The sequence below is a fragment of the Devosia epidermidihirudinis genome, from assembly GCF_000971295.1.
GTDB classification, from domain to species: Bacteria; Pseudomonadota; Alphaproteobacteria; order Rhizobiales; family Devosiaceae; genus Devosia; species Devosia epidermidihirudinis.
The window spans coordinates 296,996-313,657 of sequence record NZ_LANJ01000004.1 but is presented as its reverse complement, the minus strand read 5'-3'; the positions used below and the strand labels follow the sequence as shown (position 1 = coordinate 313,657).

The window sequence follows — 16,662 nt, the reverse complement described above, 5'->3', positions numbered from 1 at the left end:
TGATTTTATGCTGAATTTCCAATCGCTTGAGAAAAGTCTATCCAACCGATAGAGATAATTTGGAACGTAAGCGGAGGCAGCTTCCGTTATGGTGCGGCCGTCACCCCCCTGTTCTGCGAATTGCCTGTTTCATGACTATTTCTTCCCCTTCCGCCACCGTCACCCAACGCCTGCCCGATCAGGGCGTCGTCTGGCTGGCCGGTGGTGCGCTGTTCCTGGGCGCGCTTGTCCTCACCGATATCATCAGCTTGCGGATGGCCTCGCTGTTCCTCATCGGCGGGCTGATGGGCGCGGCTCTGTTCCATGCCTCCTTTGGGTTCACGGGCGGTTGGCGGCGCTTTGTCGAGGACAAGCGTGGCGTTGCTATTCGCGCGCAGCTGGCCATGGTTGCGCTGGCCGCGCTGGTGTTCTTTCCACTGCTGGCTCAGGGCGAGGCTTTCGGCCAGCCTTTGGTTGGGGCCTTGGCGCCTGTCGGGGTGTCAGTGGTAGTGGGGGCAAGCCTGTTCGGTCTGGGCATGCAGCTGGGCGGTGGCTGCGGCTCGGGCACTCTGTTCACGGTGGGTGGCGGCAGCGTCCGCATGCTGGTGACGCTGGCGTTTTTCATCATCGGCGCCTTGGGTGGCACCGCGCATCTGCCCTATTGGCTGAGCCTGCCCGCCCTTGAGCCGATCAGCCTTGGCGCAAGCCTAGGTGTTCCCTTGGGGCTGGGTCTGACGCTGGCAGGTCTCGCCGCTATTGCCGCGATCACGCTCCTGATCGAGCGACGCGCGCACGGCAATGTTGAACCCATTGGCGCGCCACTGCCGCAAAAGGGCAAGTTGCTGACGGGGCCATGGCCGCTATTGTTCGCCGCGTTGGCCCTGGCCGTATTGAACGTTCTGACGCTCATCATTGCGGGGCATCCCTGGTCGATCACGGCCGGGTTCGGCCTCTGGGGCGCCAAGATTGCTTCGGCATTCGGCGTGTCGGTCGCCGACTGGGAGTTCTGGACATGGCCAGGACAGGCGAGGGCCCTGCAAAACTCCGTGCTCGCCGATACCACCTCGGTGATGGATTTCGGGATTATCCTGGGCGCTGCGCTGGCTGCCGGACTTGCGGGCAAGTTTGCCCCCAAGGTCGATCTGCGGCTGGGCTCGCTGATAGCGGCCGTGCTGGGTGGTTTGATGATGGGGTACGGGGCGCGCCTGTCGTTTGGCTGCAATATCGGCGCACTGTTCTCTGGCATCGCATCGGGCAGCGTGCACGGCTGGGTGTGGATGATCTGTGCCTTTGCCGGCAGCGTTCTCGGGATCAGGCTTCGTCCTCTGTTTTTCGGTCGGGGAGCGAGCAAATGAGCGCGCGCAGCACTTTCCTTTTTGGCGCAGCTCTGGTCGCCGGGTCAGCGGCTATTGCGGCCGATCACATGGCGGCAACACCCGCTCCAGTTCCGGTGCCCAAGGCCGCCCCGGCGGCAGCGCCCCCGGCGGACGACCCGCTTGCCTATTCGCCCTGCTCGGTTGCGGCGCCCGCTGATGATCCCCTGGCTTATTCTCCCTGTTCGGCCGCGCCGCCGCCCAAGGAAGACCCACTGGCATACTCTCCGTGCTCGGCGGCTCCACCCAAGGAGGACCCTTTGGCGTATTCTCCCTGCTCGGCCGCCGGCTATTGAGGCGATGATCTCGCGATCACATGTCCGCTGGTGGCTTGACAGTTGCAGGATGATCGGGGAGCTAAAGCGGCTCGGATAGAGGGCTTGGGCAAGATGGCTTTGCGCGTGACACTGGACATGGGGGAGCGCTGCTGATGGCCGTTCCGAGTGCCGTCGCGGGCTTGCTGCGCCGTCCTGCCCGATTGGGCGACGAAGTCTATAGCGCCATTTTTGAACGCATCATGTCGCTGGAGATCGAGCCGGGGGCGCGCATTTCGGTGGACGCGATTTCGCGCCAGCTCGGCGTGTCGCAGACCCCGATCCGTGAAGCGCTGGGGCGGTTGGAAAGCGAGGGGCTGGTCGTCAAAACCCATCTCATCGGCTATAGCGCCGCGCCGCAGCTCAATGCGCGCCAGTTTGCCGATCTTTATGAACTGCGCTTGCTGCTCGAGCCCTTCGCGGCGCGCAAATGTGCGCAGTCCATGCCGGATGCCGTGATCGATCAGCTCGAGGCGCTATGCGCGGAAATGGACAGCCTGACTCAGAGCGAGGGCCCGCAGTCCTATGCGCAGTTTGCGCGGCTCGACATGGCGTTTCATGACCAGATTGCGGCAAGCGCAGGCAATGCGCTGGCGGTGGAGGCACTGTCGCGGCTCTATACGCATGTGCATCTTTATCGCCTGCTGCCGAGTGGGGTTGCGCGGTCGGCGCTCGACGAACATGGCCAGTTGATCGCCGCGATTAAGGCACGCGACCCTGATGCGGCGGAGGCGGCGATGCGCCAGCATATTGAAAGCTCGCAGCACCGTTTCAAGGCGCACTATCCCGGTTAGTCGTATCGCGCGGTTTGCGGTGGGCGTGTAGAAGAGGCGCAGTGATTTGCTGGAGCCTCTGCCGATGTCCAAAGCTGTTCAAGCCGCAGCCCTGCTTGCCGAAGTCCGAGAGACCGGCGTGGCGCTGACCGGATTTCCAGCTGAACTGGTCCCCGAAGATCGCAGCGAGATTTATGCGCTTCAGGATGCGCTGATCGCAGCGCTTGGACCGGTAGGAGGATGGAAGATCGCGGCGGGCAGTGAGGCTGTGCCGCTGTGTTCGCCCCTGCTGGAAGGCGGTTATCTGGTGTCGGGCGATCGTCTTTCCATTGCCGACAATCGGCTGACCGTGGTCGAGGTTGAAGTGGGGTTCCGCTTCAAGTCCGCACTACCGCCGCGCAGCAATCCTTATGACCGCGATGAGGTTTTGGCCGCCATTGAAGGCGCGCTTACGGCGATTGAAATGGTGGGCATCCGCTTTGCACCCGGGGTCGAGGTGCCGCGTGCGGTGCAGATGGGTGATCTCCAGGTCAATGCGGCAGTGGTGACTGGCGCCGTGGTGGCGGACTGGGAGGGGCTTGATCTCGGCACTCTCAAGGTCCGTGCCGATATTGGCGCGGCGCATTATGAGGTCGACACCGGGACCTCAACAGAAGCCGTGATCGACGCACTGGTGTGGCTGGCCAATGAGGGTGCGTTGCGACAGGGCGGGCTCAAGGCGGGCGAGGTTGTCATTACCGGCGCGCGGATCAACCAGCCTGTCGGCGATGCGGGTGACCTGGTCGTCGCAAGCATCGAGGGCCTGGGCGAAGTCCGGCTGATGCTGGCCTAGCAGGCCACGACGTTTACGGCGAGACCGGCAAGGCTGGTCTCCTTATAGCGCTCGGACATGTCCATGCCGGTCTGGCGCATGGTTTCGATACAGGCGTCGAGCGGCACGGCATGGGTGCCGTCGCCCTTGAGCGCCAATGAGGCGGCGGTAACAGCCTTGACTGCACCAAAGGCATTGCGCTCGATGCAGGGGATCTGCACGAGGCCGCCAACGGGGTCGCAGGTCATGCCGAGATGATGCTCGAGTGCGATCTCGGCGGCGTTTTCGACCTGGGTCGGGGTGCCGCCCATGATGGCGCAGAGTCCAGCGGCGGCCATGGCCGAGGCTGAGCCCACCTCGCCCTGGCAGCCCACTTCTGCGCCGGAGATCGAGGCGTTGTGCTTGATGATACCGCCGATGGCGGCTGCTGTCAGCAGATAGTCGCGCACGGCTTGTGGTCCTGCGGCGGCGTTGAACTTGAGGAAGTATTTCATCACGGCGGGGATAACCCCGGCAGCGCCGTTGGTGGGCGCGGTGACGACGCGGCCGCCGCCGGCGTTCTCTTCGTTGACCGCCATGGCGTAAAGGCTCAGCCAATCATTGGCCATGAGCGGGGTGATCTCGTTGCGCTGCCACTGGGCGTCGAGCTGGAGGAAAATGCCGCGGGCACGGCGTTTGACGTTGAGCCCGCCCGGCATGATCCCATCCTGGGCAATGCCACGCGCAATGCAGCCATCCATCACGCCCCAGATTTCGTCGATGCCGCGATCCAGCGTCACCCGGCTGCGGGTGGCTTCCTCATTGGCGCGTTTCATCGCGGCGATGGACAGGCCGGAGGCTGCGGCCATGGCCAGCATGGAGCGGGCATCGGAAAAGGGGTAAGGCACGTCGGCCTGTGCGGGCGAGGCTTGCTTGAGCGCGTCAAGTTCCTCGGCGCTGACAACGAAACCGCCACCGATGGAATAATAGACCCGGCGCAGCAGCAATTGTCCGTCCGTGTCAAAAGCCGCAAACTGCAGGCCATTGGGGTGCCCGGGCAGGGTGGTGCGCTTGTCAAAGACCAGATCGACGGCGGGACGGAAACGGTAAGTGGGGTGGCCCTCCGGCTGCACCGTGCCGCTCGCTTCGACTGCCGCCACCATGGCATCCATCGCGTCGGGGTCGACTGTCTTGGGGTCCTGGCCGCAGAGGCCGAGGATCACCGCGCGGCCGCTGCCATGGCCCACGCCAGTAAAGGCGAGCGAACCATGCAGGCTTGCCGAAAGGGCCGCCGGGCGGGCGCGGGCGGCGCGGGGCCAGGTATTGGTTTTGAGTTCGTCGAGAAACCGTCGCGCAGCGGTCATCGGGCCCATGGTGTGGGAGCTCGATGGCCCGATGCCGATTTTGAACACGTCGAAAATCGAGAGGAACATGGGGCCATTGTGCACGGATGGCCGGGCGCAGCAACCGACGGCTGCGTGACATTGTTTGTTAAATGGCAACAGTGCGTGGCGCGGCTGGCCAGTTGCGGCGGGTGCCATGCAGGTCGATATCTCTCGGCAGTGACAGGAGACAGCAATGGTCGATTATCATTTTCGTGCGGGCGCGGGGGCGGATGAGACATCGCCCCTGTTTTTCGTGTTCCACGGCACGGGCGGAGACGAGAACCAGTTCTTTGAACTGGCCGGTCAATTGCTGCCGGGCGCCCGCATTGTTGCGCCACGCGGCGATGTGAGTGAAGGCGGCGCGCTGCGCTATTTCCGGCGGACCGGCGAGGGCGTCTACGACATGGATGATCTGCGCCTGCGGGTGGCGCAGATGATCGCTTTTGTCACGGCGCAGAAGGCTGAGTGTGCGCCGCGCAAGGTGATCGGGCTGGGCTATTCCAATGGCGCCAATATTCTGGCGGCGGTGCAGTTTGCGGCGCCTGAACTGTTCGACGCCACGGTGCTGATGCATCCCCTCATTCCGTTCACGCCACCCGAGGTGGATTTTTCGGGCAGGCAGGTGTTGATCACAGCAGGCAAACGCGATCCGATGGCGTCGGTCGCGACGACGCAGGCCTTGAATGATTACTTTGCGGGGCAGGGTGCGGCGACGACGCTCGTCTGGCACGAGGGCGGCCATGAGCTGCGGCATGAAGAGCTTGCCGCAACGCAGTTGTTTCTGTCGGGCGTCTGATCAGGCGCGGAGGTCAGCCCATTCGGGATGGCGGCGGAACTGGGCGACCACATAGGAGCAGACTGGTGTAATCTTGAAGCCCTGCTCACGGGCGTCGGCAATAGCCTTGTTGACCAGCTTGGAGGCGATGCCGCGCCCTTCAAATTCGGGCGGAACGCCCGTGTGGTCGATGGTGATGGTGCCGTCAGCGGCCTTGGCAAAGGTCATCTCGGCCTCAGCGCCGGGCGCCAGGTGGATGACATAGCGGCCACGGGTGGCCCCATCTTCGCGCAGCACGGTCAGTTCGGTCTCGGTCATGTCATCTATCCCGGGTTTGCTTGAACTGATGTGGGAACAGGGGGCGGGGCCGACAAGTCCCGCTCGCGCTTAGTGTTCGGCTTCGCTCTTGGCCCAGCGGGCCTGAATGGAGCGACCAAGGCCACCCATCCATGGCGCGAAAAACAGCAGAATGCGCTTGTAATAGTGCAGCAGCAGGAACAGGCCCGCCAGGATCAGCGTGCCAAAGACGATGACCAGTTCCAGCGACAGGCCGATGGACTTGAGCCACGCCGTCAACAGCATGCCGGGCAGGATATGGGCGGCGGCCCAGACGAAAGCCGAGGTCACGTTGATGATGGTGAAGTGGCTGTATCTCATGCCCATAATGCCGGCGACGCCGGGGATCACAGCTTTGACGCCCGGAATGAACCGGCCGATGAACACGGCCTTGCCGCCATGGCGGGCGAAAAAGTCTTCGCCCCGCGCGATCAGGTCGCGGTGGTTGCGGAACGGCCAGACTTCCTTGATGGAATCCTTGAGGAAATGGCCGATCGTATAGGACAGCGCGTCGCCGATAATGGCGCCGATCACGGCGGCGAAATACACTTCCCAGAAGGGCAGGCGCCCCTCGGCGATAATGCCGCCAGCCATCAGCAGAACGGGCGTCGAGGGCACGAACAGGCCGAGGATGAAGACTGCTTCGCCAATCGCCACGGCGAAGATGAACCAGAATGTCAGCCAGAAATTACCGGAAATCGTGTCGAGAAAACTCTCGAGGTAGAGGGAGATCGTATGGAAGATATCGAACATTCTGGGGCGGTCCCGATGGGCCTTTGCGGAGCAGGATGCGCTCCGGCAGTTGACTTATGGCGTTCGGCGCGTCGAGGCTCAAGCACAATCACAGTGGAGTGACATCATGAGCATGCCTGTCCATCACCTCATCGCCTCTGGTCCGCGCCCGGTTGCGCCGTTTTCTCATGCGGTGGAGGTGGATGGCTGGGTGTTTGTCACCGGGCAGATGCCGACCGATCCGGAGGCGCCCGATGCCCCGCTGCCACAGGGGATTGAGGCGCAGACCGAACGCGTGATCGAGAACCTCAAGGTGGTGCTGGGCGGGATCGGGTTGGGGCTCGAGAATGTCACCATGGCGCGGATCTACCTCACCCAGTTCGAGCGCGATTATGCCGCGCTCAACGCGCTGTGGCCGAGTTTTTTCGAGGCGGGTAAATTGCCCGCGCGGACCACTGTCGGGGTGACCGCGTTGGCGGTGGGAGCGTTGGTGGAGATCGATCTGGTGGCGCGGCGGCCCTAGCTTACCTCTCCCTTGGGGGAGAGGTCGACCGCAGGTCGGGTGAGGGGGCCTTCCCCGCGTTTTGAGCCGAGAAAAGGCCCCCTCACCCCAACCCTCTCCCCCAAAGGGAGAGGGAGCAGGCCGGTGGCTCTAGGGCATTGGCACGTTCACTCTGCGGTCAATCGTCAACGTGATGGCGATGACGACAAAGGCGAAGATCACCATGCCGAGGGCGATGATGTGGGCTTCTTGCCATTGCAGGCGTTCGACATAGTCGTAGAGCGCGATGGCGATGACCTTGGTCTGGCCGGGAATATTGCCGCCAATCATCAACACGACGCCAAACTCGCCGACCGTGTGGGCAAAGGTCATGACGGCGCCGGTGATGTAGCCGGGGCGGGCGAGGGGCACGGCGACGCGCCAGAAGCGCTGCCAATTGCTTGCGCCCAGGCTTGTTGCGGCTTCGAGCGCATCGTCGCCGATGGCGGCAAAGCCGTTGCGCAGGGGCTGGACCATGAAGGGCAGCGAATAAAAGATCGAGCCGATGATGAGGCCGGTGAAGGAAAACGCCAGCGTGCGGCCACCCCAGAAACTGGCAATCCAGCCGCCCGGGCCATTGGGTCCGAGCGCGATCAAGAGGTAAAATCCCAGAACCGTCGGAGGCAGGACCAGCGGCATGGAGACCACGGCCCCCACCGCTTCGCGGAAGCGGCTTTTGCTGCGGGCAAGCCACCAGCCGATCGGCGTGCCGATGACCAGCAGGATCACCGTATTGATCGCTGCCAGCGTCAGCGTCAGGCTGACCGGGGTCCAGATGTCGCCCAGATTCACGATGGTTTCCTCACACGTCCGGCGCCAACCTAGAGCACGGCGTCATTCCCGCGAAAGCGGGAATCTGCCTTGGCGCGGCCCGAAAGGTAGATCCCCGCTTTCGCGGGGATGACGCAGTGCATAGTGCCGCGTTACTCGACGACGTAACCGGCGGCCTTGATCACCGTGACAGCGGTTTCGCTCTTGAGGAAGTCGACATAGGCCTTCGCGGCGTCGCTGTCCTTGCCGGTGGTGAGCAGTACGGCGTCCTGGCGGATGGGCTCGTAGAGATCGGCGGGGACGATCCAGACGCTGGATTTGCCCACGACCTGGCTGGCGGCGACAAAGCCCAGCTCGGCATTGTTGGTTTCAACAAACTGCAGTGTCTGGGTGATGTTTTCGCCGGTCACGAGCTTGGGCTCGATGGCTGATGTCAGGCCCAGTTTTTCGATGGTTTCGACTGCGGCGCGGCCATAGGGGGCTGCGGCTGGGTCGGCAATGGCGATCTTGTGGAAGGCGTCGGCCTTGAGCACGGCTTCGCCATCCGTCAGATCGAGCGAGGTGCTGTAGAGCGCCAGCGCGCCGATGGCATAGGTGAAGACGGAGCCTTCAACGCCAAGGCCTTCGGTGACGGCCTTGGTGGGGCGCTCATCATCGGCGGCGAGCAGGACTTCAAAGGGCGCGCCCTGGCTGATCTGGGTATAGAGCTGACCCGTGGCGCCGAAGCTATAGACCACGTCATGGCCGGTTTCGGCCTTGAACAGGGGTGCCAGCTGTTCGGCGACCTTGGTGAAGTTGGCGGCAACGGCAACGCTGACGCTGTCAGCATGGGCCGCGGTCGACAGCAACAGGCTTGTCAGCAAGGTGCCCAGCAGGATGCGCTTCATACAGTCCTCCGATATGTTTTGAATTTCATATCGACTGTTGCAAAGCCCATAGGGCCGCGCAAGCGTTATTTCCCGACGGAAATATCGAAACGGACGCGCAGCGCAGCCACATCGTCGGCGATGGCGGCGCGGGTCTTGTCCTGCATGGCGCGGTAATGGGCGAGGACCGTGGTGCCCGCTTCGGTGAGGTGTGCGCCGCCCTGTGCAGCGCCACCGCGGCTTGATTCCACGAGCGGAATCCCAAACCCGGAATTGAGCGCCTGCACCAGACTCCAGGCGCGCTTGTAGCTCATGCCCATGGCCTTGCCTGCGGCAGAGATGGAGCCGGTCGAGGCGATGAGCTCCAAGAGATCGGCCCGGCCGGGACCCATATAGGCGGTGTCGCTGAGGGTGACTCGCAGATGAGAAAGGCCGTCGGGGGGAACTTGGCTCATGACGGCTCCAGACTGACCTATTGTTGAGACCTCATGGTGAGCCTGTCGAACCACGAGGTCGGGCTCACCAATGCTGCCACGACCTCGTCCTTCGACACGCTCAGGATAAGGTCTACTGATGGGGCGGTTTAACCGCGCAGCTGGCTGGCTTCGCGGGCCAGCGTTTCCACGCGCGTCCAGTCACCCGAGGCGATGGCGTCGGCTGGCATGATCCAGCTACCGCCAACGCAGATGACGTTGGGGAGGCTGAGGTAAACTTTGGCTTTTTCCGCATCGATGCCGCCGGTGGGGCAGAAGGTGATGTCGGCCAGTGGCGAGGCGAAAGCCTTGAGCACGGGCGCGCCGCCATTGGCTTCAGCGGGGAAAAATTTGAGGAAGCTATAGCCGCGCTCGGAGGCTGTCATGGCTTCGCTTGGGGTCGCGATGCCAGGCAGCAGGGGAATGCCGATATCGTCTGCAGCATCGAGAATGCGCGGCGAAATGCCCGGCGAGACCATGAAGCGGCAACCGGCATCCACGGACTGCTTCATGTGCAGCGGGGTGCGCACGGTGCCCGAGCCAACGATGGCGCCGGTGACCTTGGCCATTTCTTCCATCACCTTGAGGGCGTTGGGCGTGCGCAGCGTGACTTCCAGGATTGGCAGGCCACCAGCGACCAGCGCTTCTGCAAGGGGGCGGGCCTGCGACACGTCATCGAGAATGATGACCGGCACGACCGGGGCCAGCGACAGAATGGAGCGAATTGCGGCTGCGTCTTGTGGCATGGTGGGCCTCATCAGTTCACGTGGTGGGAAACGGTTAGGGCGGTGGCAAAATTACCGCAAGAGCGTTCATTGAAATGCTCGTAAAAAATCCCTAGGTTCCGGCGAACTTTGGGAGGGCCTGATCATGGTTCAGACTATCAATGCCATCACGCCCCTCGATGAGGCCCGGGCCATCCTCGGGCAGCATTTCGACCTGAAATTCTCCAAGGCCATCGAGCGGGCCACCGCGCCGGTCTATGATCGCGTGCGGGACAAGATCCCCGAGATCGAGTGGCCGTTTTATGCGCCGCTGATCTTTGAGATCAACCGGCTGAAAAAGGAGAAGGACGCGGTCATTCTGGCGCATAACTACCAGACCCCGCAGATCTATCATGGCGTGGCTGACATTGTGGGCGACAGTCTGCAGCTGGCGGTGGAGGCCACCAAGGTCACCCAGCAGGTGATCGTGCAGTGCGGCGTGCACTTCATGGCCGAGACGTCCAAACTGCTCAATCCGAGCAAGACGGTGCTCATTCCCGATAGCCGGGCTGGGTGCTCGCTGGCCTCATCGATCACGGCTGAAGACGTGATCGCCATGCGCAAAATGTATCCCGGCGTGCCGGTGGTGACTTACGTGAACACCTCGGCGGCGGTGAAAGCCGTGACCGATGTGTGCTGCACCTCGTCCAATGCGGTCGATATCGTCAATCGGGTCGAGGGCGACACGGTCATCATGATCCCGGATCAGTATCTGGCGCGGAATACGGCCAAACTGACGCATAAAAAGATCATCACCTGGGCGGGCTCGTGCGAAGTGCACGAGACGTTCACGGCCGATGACATTTCCGAGCTGCGTCACGCCTATCCTACGGCCAAGATCATCGCCCATCCCGAATGCCCGCCAGAAGTGATCGACGCGGTGGACTTCGCGGGATCGACGGCGGCGATGATCGACTGGGTCAAATCCACCAAGCCACCGCGCGTGGTGATGGTCACCGAGTGCTCGATGTCGGACAATGTCGCCTCCGAAACCACGGGTGTCGATTTCCTGCGCGGCTGCAATATTTGTCCGCACATGAAGCGCATCAATCTCGAAAACGTGCTGTGGTCGCTGCACACCATGAGCGAAGAGATCACCGTGCCCGAGGAGATCATTCCAGCGGCGCGGCTCGCTGTCGAGCGCATGATCGAGATGAGCCGGAAGCGGGATTAATCGGCGCTGAGAAAGATCTTGTCACGGTGATAGGCCAGAGCAATCGGGTCTGGCGGGGTGCTGCCCTCACTCACCAGCAGTCGCCCGAGGGGATGCAGTTGCTCAAAGAAATCAGGATCGATCCGGCTGAGATCGACAATGATTTCGAGCCCGGGGCCGATCGTGAGATAGCCATGGGTGAAGGCGTCGGTGGCGGCTTTGCTGAGGCAGAGGAAATTGTCGACATGCAGCGCGCCTCCATCGGGGCGGGGCTGGATGGGAACGGCCTGCAGCTGGTCTATGGCGTGGCCAAAGTCATGCCCGGTCAAGGCGCAATGGTAGTCGGCACGGGTCAGGACGGTCTGAAACAGGGCGTGGAGCGTATCGAGCGCGATCGGCTCTGGCATTTCGGGCTCGAAATGCGCAGAGGCTTCCCGGGCCCAAAGGTGCCAGGGTTTATCCTGCTTGAAGTCGTCGTCCGGTGTATTCACCGCTCTACCCTGCCCAGCTGCCGAATGCGCCGCAGAGTCATACGTAGTTTCGCCTAAGTCAAACCCCCAAGCGTTTATCCGGGAGCCGTCATGGCCACGTTCGACAACACTCTCAATGCTGATGGCGCGCTGATCGTTGGGGCGGGGCTGGCGGGGCTGTTCACCGCGCTGAAGCTGGCGCCGCGCCCCGTTACCGTGTTGTCGCCCAAGTTGTTGGGCCTGGGGGCATCGTCGGCCTGGGCGCAGGGCGGGGTCGCGGCGGCGGTGGGCAAGGGCGATAGCAGCCATGCCCATGCGCTCGACACCGAAATGGCGGGCGCGGGCATTGTCGATCACGGGATCGCCGAGAGCGTCACCGGCGAGGCGGCAGCGCGAATTGAGGATCTGGCGCGCTGGGGTACGCCGTTTGACCGCGATGATTTCGGCAATTTCGCGCTGGGGCGCGAAGCCGCCCATTCGGCCAATCGCATCGTCAAGGTTGAGGGCGACCGGGCGGGCTGGGCGATCATGCAGGCGATCATCGCCGAGGTGCGGCGCACCCCCTCCATCCGCGTGGTCGAGGGTATCACGGTGCTGAGCCTGGCGCGGGACAATGGGCGCATCGTCGGTGTGTTCTGCCGCAAGCTGGGCGACCGATATTCCGAGCCGGTGTTTATTCGGGCACGCGCCACGGTGCTGGCGGCAGGTGGGCTGGGCGGGCTTTATGCCGTGACCACTAATCCGCCGGGTGTGCGTGGTCATGCTATGGGCATGGCGGCGCGGGCTGGCGCGGCGATTGCCGATGCGGAGTTCGTGCAGTTTCATCCCACGGCGATTGCGACTGGGGCCGATCCCGCGCCGCTGGCCACCGAGGCTCTGCGCGGGGAGGGGGCCATTCTGGTCAATGACCTCGGGGAGCGCTTCATGCCCGCCCTTCACCCTGACGCCGAACTCGCGCCGCGCGATGTGGTGGCACGGGCCAATTTCCGGCAGATCCAGGCGGGGCGGAAGGTCTATCTCGACACGCGGCAGGTGCTGGGTGCCGATATCCTGACGCGGTTTCCCACGGTCTCGCAATATTGCCTCGATGCGGGGATCGATCCGGTGACCCAGATGATCCCAGTGACGCCAGCGGCGCATTTTCATATGGGCGGGGTCAAGGTGGATGAGCGCGGACGCTCGTCATTGCCGGGACTTTGGGTGTGCGGCGAAGCCAGTTGTACGGGCCTGCATGGTGCCAACCGGCTGGCCTCCAATTCTCTGCTCGAGGCGACAGTCTATGGCGCGCGCATTGCCGAGGATATTGGCGGGCTCGAGCCGGTGCGCAGTCTTGTACCCTTCAAGGGGATCGAATGGGACGAGGCGGAGGGCGAAAAGGCCGAGCAGGTGCTGCGCGATCTGCCCGCGGTGCAGCAATTGCGCCGGGTGATGACCGATCTCGTGGGCGTTGAGCGCGATGCGGACGGGTTGCGGCAGGCGCTGCGCAGTATTGCCCAGCTTGAGGCCAGCGCTCAGCACGTAACGAGCGCCTATCTCAACATGACGACGTCAGCCACGCTGGTGGCTGCGGCGGCGCTGCGGCGCACGGAGAGCCGGGGCGGTCATTACCGCATCGACTATCCGTTGACCGACGAAAGCTGGGAGCATCATACGACGATGACGCTCGACGAGGCTTTGGCTGTTCGCGCCGAGGCCTAGTTTCTATTTGGTGAGAACGGCGTCGACTTCGGCGCGGGTCGGGGGCTTGCAGCCCTTACGCCCGCAATTGATGCCGGCCACCACCGCGCCAAAGCGCAGCATGTCGTTGAGGGCACCATCGCCCAGCGTGTTGAGCTTGCCGGGCTTGAGCAGGCCGCGTTCGTCGAGCCACGACAGGATGCCGGCCATCAGACTGTCGCCTGCGCCAACTGTGTCGCCGAACACGGGCGGCGCATAAATCGACGCAGTCGCCTTGCCTGCAGCGGTGAAGGCGCGCGAGCCCTTGTCGCCGAGCGTGACGACAACCAGCTCGCAATTAGGGCGGGACAACAGCTCTGCTGCGTGCTGCTCAATGCTCTTGGAGGCGTCGAGAGCTTCAAGATCTTCTTCCGAGACCTTCACCAGATGGGCGAGATCGAGGAAGGTCGAGAGGCGCTGCTTGTAGCCGTCGAAATCATCCACCAGGCTGGGGCGCACATTGGGGTCGATCGAAATGGTCGCGCCCCTGGCGATGGCGGCGTTGACAATTTCGAGCCAGGCGGCGGCCTCGGTCGGCAGGATCGGGCAAAACCCGCCGATCTGGTAGAGCTTGAGATCAGCGGGCAGGGCGGCGATGGCGCTCTTGGCTTCGATTGCGCCATCAGCCTGACGATAAAAGCCGTAGCGCGCATTGTGATTGGCGTCGAAATTGACCACGGCGAGCGTGGTGTACTCTTTGACGCGTTCGGTCAGCAGCGTCTTGACGCCAGCAGCCTCCAATGGGCCGAGCAGATAGTCGCCGAAGGCATCAGCGGAAATGGGGCAGAGAAAGCCGGTAGCATTGCCCAGCTTGGCCAGCGCAATGGCGCAGTTATAGGGCGAGCCACCTTGATGGGCCGTCATCACGATCTGGTTTTCGCCATCCCGACCGATCAGCGCGCCATCGGGCAGCACCACTTCAGCCTTGAGATCGATCAGGCTTTCCCCACCAACAACAAACATGCAATGCCTCCACTAGGCGATCGCTTTGGATCGCGGTTGCAGGGACATAGCATTTTTGTCCGCACTGTCACCAGAGGTGGGCATTTGCCCGCCGCCTGGGCGCAGCGCCTTGTTTGGAAATATTTGCATCGCCCACGGACTAAAGCTGAGCCTTCGGTGTTGATCCCTTTGAGGCCCTGATGCCTCGCAACAAGAGGGAAGTCCCATGCACCTTCGTTCACTTCTTGCTGGCGCTGCTGCGCTGGCCTTTCTCGCTGCCCCAAGCTTTGCTGCCGATTATCTCGGCGGCGAGGTCAAGTCCGTCGATATCGGCGGCAAACAAGTGCTGACGGGCGCCAATGGCATGACGCTTTACACCTTCGACAAGGACACCAAGGGCGACGGCAAGAGCGTCTGCAATGACGACTGCGCCGCCAAATGGCCACCACTGGCCGCAGATGATGCCGCCAAGGCAGAGGGCGATTTCACCCTCGTCAAGCGCGACGACGGCTCGTCCATGTGGGCATATAAGGGCTGGCCGCTCTACTATTGGTACGAGGACACCAAGGCTGGCGACACCACAGGTGACGGTGTCGGCGGCGTATGGCACCTTGCCATCGAATAGTTGCCGCGAGCGCAATCTTGAGCGATTTCCTCGACCAGGTCGAAGCCTGCGTGCCAGCCCTCCGGCGTTATGCCCGAGCGCTGACGCGCAATGCCGACTTGGCCGATGATCTGGTGCAGGATTGCCTGGAGCGCGCCATTTCCCGGCGCGGATTGTTTCGCCCCAACGGGCCCATCCGCGCCTGGCTCTATACGATCCTGCTCAATATCCACCGCAATGGCCTGCGCGCGGCGCGGCGCCACGGCGAAACTGTTGATCTCGACAGCGTGCCCGAGCCATCCACTCCGGCCAGCCAGCCGGGTCATCTGGCGCTGGCCGAAATGGTGCGCGCTATCGACACTTTGCCCCTCGAACAGAAGGAAGCCCTGCTGCTGGTTGCCCTTGAAGGACTTGCCTATCAGGAGGCCGCCGACATTCTGGCGGTGCCATTGGGAACGCTGATGAGCCGCCTTGCTCGTGCGCGCGCCAGCCTGCGCGTCGCCACCGGCACCCCGGCCGAGCCCCACTTAAGGACGGTCAAATGAGCCAGATCACGCAAGACATGCTGATGGCCTATGCGGATGGTCAACTTGACGGCCCCGAGCGCGACGCCGTTGCTGCCCACCTGACGGCCAATCCCGACGCAGCCATCGAGATCTCGCTGTTTCAGCGGCAAAACGATGCCATCCAGACGCTGTTCGCTCCCGTGGGGGCCGAACCTGTTCCGGCGCGCCTGCGTGCTCGTCGCCTGGCGGCTGAACGCGGGCAGCGTCTGCAGCGCCGTTTCGGCTGGGCGGTTGCTGCGGTGATGCTAGTTGGCGTTGGGCTAGGCGCAGGCTGGTTGATCCGACCCATGGTCGATGCGCGCCCGGTCAGCCAGACGCTGATCGCCGATGCGGTCAACGCGCACACGGTCTATGTCGCTGAAAACCGCCATGCGGTGGAGGTGGGCAGCGACGATAGTGAGCACCTCACCACGTGGCTGTCCAATCGTCTCGATACCAATCTGGGCATGCCCGATCTCAGTGGCGAAGGCTTTTCGCTGGTCGGTGGCCGGCTCCTGCCCGGCGAGCCCGAGGCCGGTGGTCGTGCAGCGCAGCTGATGTATGAGAACACCGACAAGGACCGCATCACCATCTACGTGACCGCCGCCTTGCCCGACCGCACGGCGGCCTATGAGTTCGCCACCTATGACGGCGCCGAAGCCTTCTATTGGGCCAATGCCCGCATCACCTGTACGGTGGTTGGCACCTTGCCCGAAGGCGCGATGAAGCAGGTCTCACAGGCGGTGTATCGGCAGTTGACCGAAGGCGATGTTGAGGCCGGGAGGTATCGGGGGTAGGGCTCTTCACCTCTCCGTCCCACCCTCAGCGTCATTCCCGCGAAAGCGGGAATCTCCCTTTGAGATCGCGCATGTAGAAGGGGGATTCCCGCTTTCGCGGGAATGACGCGGTGATTTGAGGGAGCATGGTTCAATACCAATGCTTTGCCACGTCCTCATACAGATCCCGCCAGTCCGGGTTCATCGCTGCAACCAGCTCATCCTTCCACGCCCGCCGCCACTTCTTGATCTGCTTTTCGCGCGTTATCGCTGACTCAGCAGTCTCATAGTGCTCGTACCAGACTAGGTCATGCACTTTGTATCGGCGCGAAAAGCCATCCAGCAGGTCGTTGCGATGCGTGTAGGTACGACCGACCAGATTGCTGGTGACGCCGGTATAGACAACGTTTCGATGCTTATTGGTGAGGATATAGACGCAGAATTGTTTCATCGCGGTCCCCCGGCCAGCGATTGATCCCTGCGTCCAGGTTACCCACCGCGTCATTCCCGCGAAAGCGGGAATCACCCTTTTGGTCGCGTATGTGGGAGGGGATTCCCGCTTTCGCGGGAATGACGTCGTGAGC

At 62.9% G+C, this 16,662-nt stretch carries 21 protein-coding genes; 11 read left to right on the top strand and 10 right to left on the bottom strand.

Going from position 1 to position 16,662, the window contains the following annotated elements:
- Positions 1-131: 131 nt before the first annotated feature.
- The 4 genes from WH87_RS02770 to WH87_RS02760 all read left to right on the top strand — a co-directional run bounded on the left by WH87_RS02770 (position 132) and on the right by WH87_RS02760 (position 3,271).
- The gene (locus WH87_RS02770; protein ID WP_046139921.1) at positions 132-1,334 is read left to right on the top strand and encodes a YeeE/YedE family protein; all 1,203 of its coding nucleotides are present in this window, start codon (positions 132-134) and stop codon (positions 1,332-1,334) included.
- Positions 1,331-1,648 (top strand): hypothetical protein, encoded by a 318-nt coding sequence (locus WH87_RS19495; RefSeq protein ID WP_156167946.1) that lies wholly within the window; start codon positions 1,331-1,333, stop codon positions 1,646-1,648. Before WH87_RS02770 ends, WH87_RS19495 begins: the two co-directional genes overlap by 4 nt.
- 134 nt (positions 1,649-1,782) lie before the next feature.
- Positions 1,783-2,460 carry a GntR family transcriptional regulator gene (locus WH87_RS02765; protein ID WP_156167943.1) on the top strand — a complete coding sequence of 226 codons (678 nt, stop codon included), beginning with the start codon at positions 1,783-1,785 and terminating at the stop codon, positions 2,458-2,460.
- A gap of 64 nt (positions 2,461-2,524) precedes the next feature.
- On the top strand, positions 2,525-3,271 hold the full coding sequence (locus WH87_RS02760; RefSeq protein WP_046139922.1) for a fumarylacetoacetate hydrolase family protein: 747 nt from the start codon (positions 2,525-2,527) through the stop codon (positions 3,269-3,271).
- Here the strand turns inward: WH87_RS02760 and WH87_RS02755 are convergent.
- Positions 3,268-4,662, bottom strand: coding sequence for an L-serine ammonia-lyase (locus WH87_RS02755; RefSeq protein ID WP_046139923.1), 1,395 nt, complete (start codon positions 4,660-4,662; stop codon positions 3,268-3,270). The genes WH87_RS02760 and WH87_RS02755 overlap by 4 nt on opposite strands.
- 145 nt (positions 4,663-4,807) lie before the next feature.
- Between WH87_RS02755 and WH87_RS02750 the strand changes: the two genes are divergently transcribed.
- Positions 4,808-5,410, top strand: a complete 603-nt coding sequence (locus WH87_RS02750; protein WP_046139924.1) for an alpha/beta hydrolase — start codon at positions 4,808-4,810, stop codon at positions 5,408-5,410.
- Here WH87_RS02750 and WH87_RS02745 read toward each other — a convergent pair whose 3' ends face one another.
- Together WH87_RS02745 and WH87_RS18740 are read right to left on the bottom strand one after the other, a co-directional pair.
- On the bottom strand, positions 5,411-5,707 hold the full coding sequence (locus tag WH87_RS02745; protein WP_046139925.1) for a GNAT family N-acetyltransferase: 297 nt from the start codon (positions 5,705-5,707) through the stop codon (positions 5,411-5,413).
- Positions 5,708-5,776: 69 nt separating this feature from the next.
- The gene (locus WH87_RS18740) at positions 5,777-6,478 is read right to left on the bottom strand and encodes a DedA family protein (protein ID WP_052726541.1); all 702 of its coding nucleotides are present in this window, start codon (positions 6,476-6,478) and stop codon (positions 5,777-5,779) included.
- 106 nt (positions 6,479-6,584) lie between these two features.
- Here WH87_RS18740 and WH87_RS02735 point away from each other — a divergent pair, with 106 nt between their 5' ends.
- Positions 6,585-6,980, top strand: a complete 396-nt coding sequence (locus tag WH87_RS02735) for a RidA family protein (RefSeq protein ID WP_046139926.1) — start codon at positions 6,585-6,587, stop codon at positions 6,978-6,980.
- 129 nt (positions 6,981-7,109) lie between these two features.
- Here the strand turns inward: WH87_RS02735 and modB are convergent, their stop codons facing one another.
- From modB to eda, 4 genes are all read right to left on the bottom strand, one after another.
- A complete protein-coding gene (gene modB, locus WH87_RS02730) occupies positions 7,110-7,793 on the bottom strand; it encodes a molybdate ABC transporter permease subunit (RefSeq protein ID WP_156167939.1) in 684 nt (227 codons plus the stop codon).
- Between the two features lie 128 nt (positions 7,794-7,921).
- A complete protein-coding gene (modA, locus tag WH87_RS02725; protein WP_046139928.1) occupies positions 7,922-8,656 on the bottom strand; it encodes a molybdate ABC transporter substrate-binding protein in 735 nt (244 codons plus the stop codon).
- 65 nt (positions 8,657-8,721) lie between these two features.
- A complete protein-coding gene (locus tag WH87_RS02720) occupies positions 8,722-9,090 on the bottom strand; it encodes a winged helix-turn-helix domain-containing protein (protein WP_046139929.1) in 369 nt (122 codons plus the stop codon).
- A gap of 128 nt (positions 9,091-9,218) precedes the next feature.
- Positions 9,219-9,854 carry a bifunctional 4-hydroxy-2-oxoglutarate aldolase/2-dehydro-3-deoxy-phosphogluconate aldolase gene (gene eda, locus WH87_RS02715; RefSeq protein ID WP_046139930.1) on the bottom strand — a complete coding sequence of 212 codons (636 nt, stop codon included), beginning with the start codon at positions 9,852-9,854 and terminating at the stop codon, positions 9,219-9,221.
- A gap of 124 nt (positions 9,855-9,978) precedes the next feature.
- On the opposite strand from eda, the gene nadA reads away from it, so the two are divergent.
- Positions 9,979-11,046, top strand: coding sequence for a quinolinate synthase NadA (gene nadA, locus WH87_RS02710; RefSeq protein ID WP_046139931.1), 1,068 nt, complete (start codon positions 9,979-9,981; stop codon positions 11,044-11,046).
- On the opposite strand, the gene WH87_RS02705 is transcribed toward nadA, so the two are convergent.
- Entirely contained in the window at positions 11,043-11,516 is a 474-nt protein-coding gene (locus tag WH87_RS02705; RefSeq protein WP_046139932.1) for a hypothetical protein, read from the bottom strand. The genes nadA and WH87_RS02705 overlap by 4 nt on opposite strands.
- 90 nt (positions 11,517-11,606) lie before the next feature.
- Here WH87_RS02705 and WH87_RS02700 point away from each other — a divergent pair, with 90 nt between their 5' ends.
- Positions 11,607-13,193 (top strand): L-aspartate oxidase, encoded by a 1,587-nt coding sequence (locus WH87_RS02700; protein ID WP_046139933.1) that lies wholly within the window; start codon positions 11,607-11,609, stop codon positions 13,191-13,193.
- Between the two features lie 3 nt (positions 13,194-13,196).
- On the opposite strand, the gene WH87_RS02695 is transcribed toward WH87_RS02700, so the two are convergent.
- A complete protein-coding gene (locus WH87_RS02695; RefSeq protein WP_052726542.1) occupies positions 13,197-14,174 on the bottom strand; it encodes a PfkB family carbohydrate kinase in 978 nt (325 codons plus the stop codon).
- Positions 14,175-14,379: 205 nt separating this feature from the next.
- On the opposite strand from WH87_RS02695, the gene WH87_RS02690 reads away from it, so the two are divergent.
- From WH87_RS02690 to WH87_RS02680, 3 genes are read left to right on the top strand one after another with little or no spacing between them, the layout of a single operon-like run.
- The gene (locus tag WH87_RS02690) at positions 14,380-14,778 is read left to right on the top strand and encodes a COG4315 family predicted lipoprotein (RefSeq protein ID WP_046139934.1); all 399 of its coding nucleotides are present in this window, start codon (positions 14,380-14,382) and stop codon (positions 14,776-14,778) included.
- Positions 14,779-14,795: 17 nt separating this feature from the next.
- The gene (locus WH87_RS02685; RefSeq protein WP_046139935.1) at positions 14,796-15,302 is read left to right on the top strand and encodes a sigma-70 family RNA polymerase sigma factor; all 507 of its coding nucleotides are present in this window, start codon (positions 14,796-14,798) and stop codon (positions 15,300-15,302) included.
- A complete protein-coding gene (locus WH87_RS02680; protein ID WP_046139936.1) occupies positions 15,299-16,099 on the top strand; it encodes an anti-sigma factor family protein in 801 nt (266 codons plus the stop codon). The genes WH87_RS02685 and WH87_RS02680 overlap by 4 nt, the downstream gene beginning before the upstream one ends.
- A gap of 130 nt (positions 16,100-16,229) precedes the next feature.
- On the opposite strand, the gene WH87_RS02675 is transcribed toward WH87_RS02680, so the two are convergent.
- Positions 16,230-16,529, bottom strand: coding sequence for a GIY-YIG nuclease family protein (locus WH87_RS02675; protein ID WP_046139937.1), 300 nt, complete (start codon positions 16,527-16,529; stop codon positions 16,230-16,232).
- Positions 16,530-16,662: the final 133 nt, after the last annotated feature.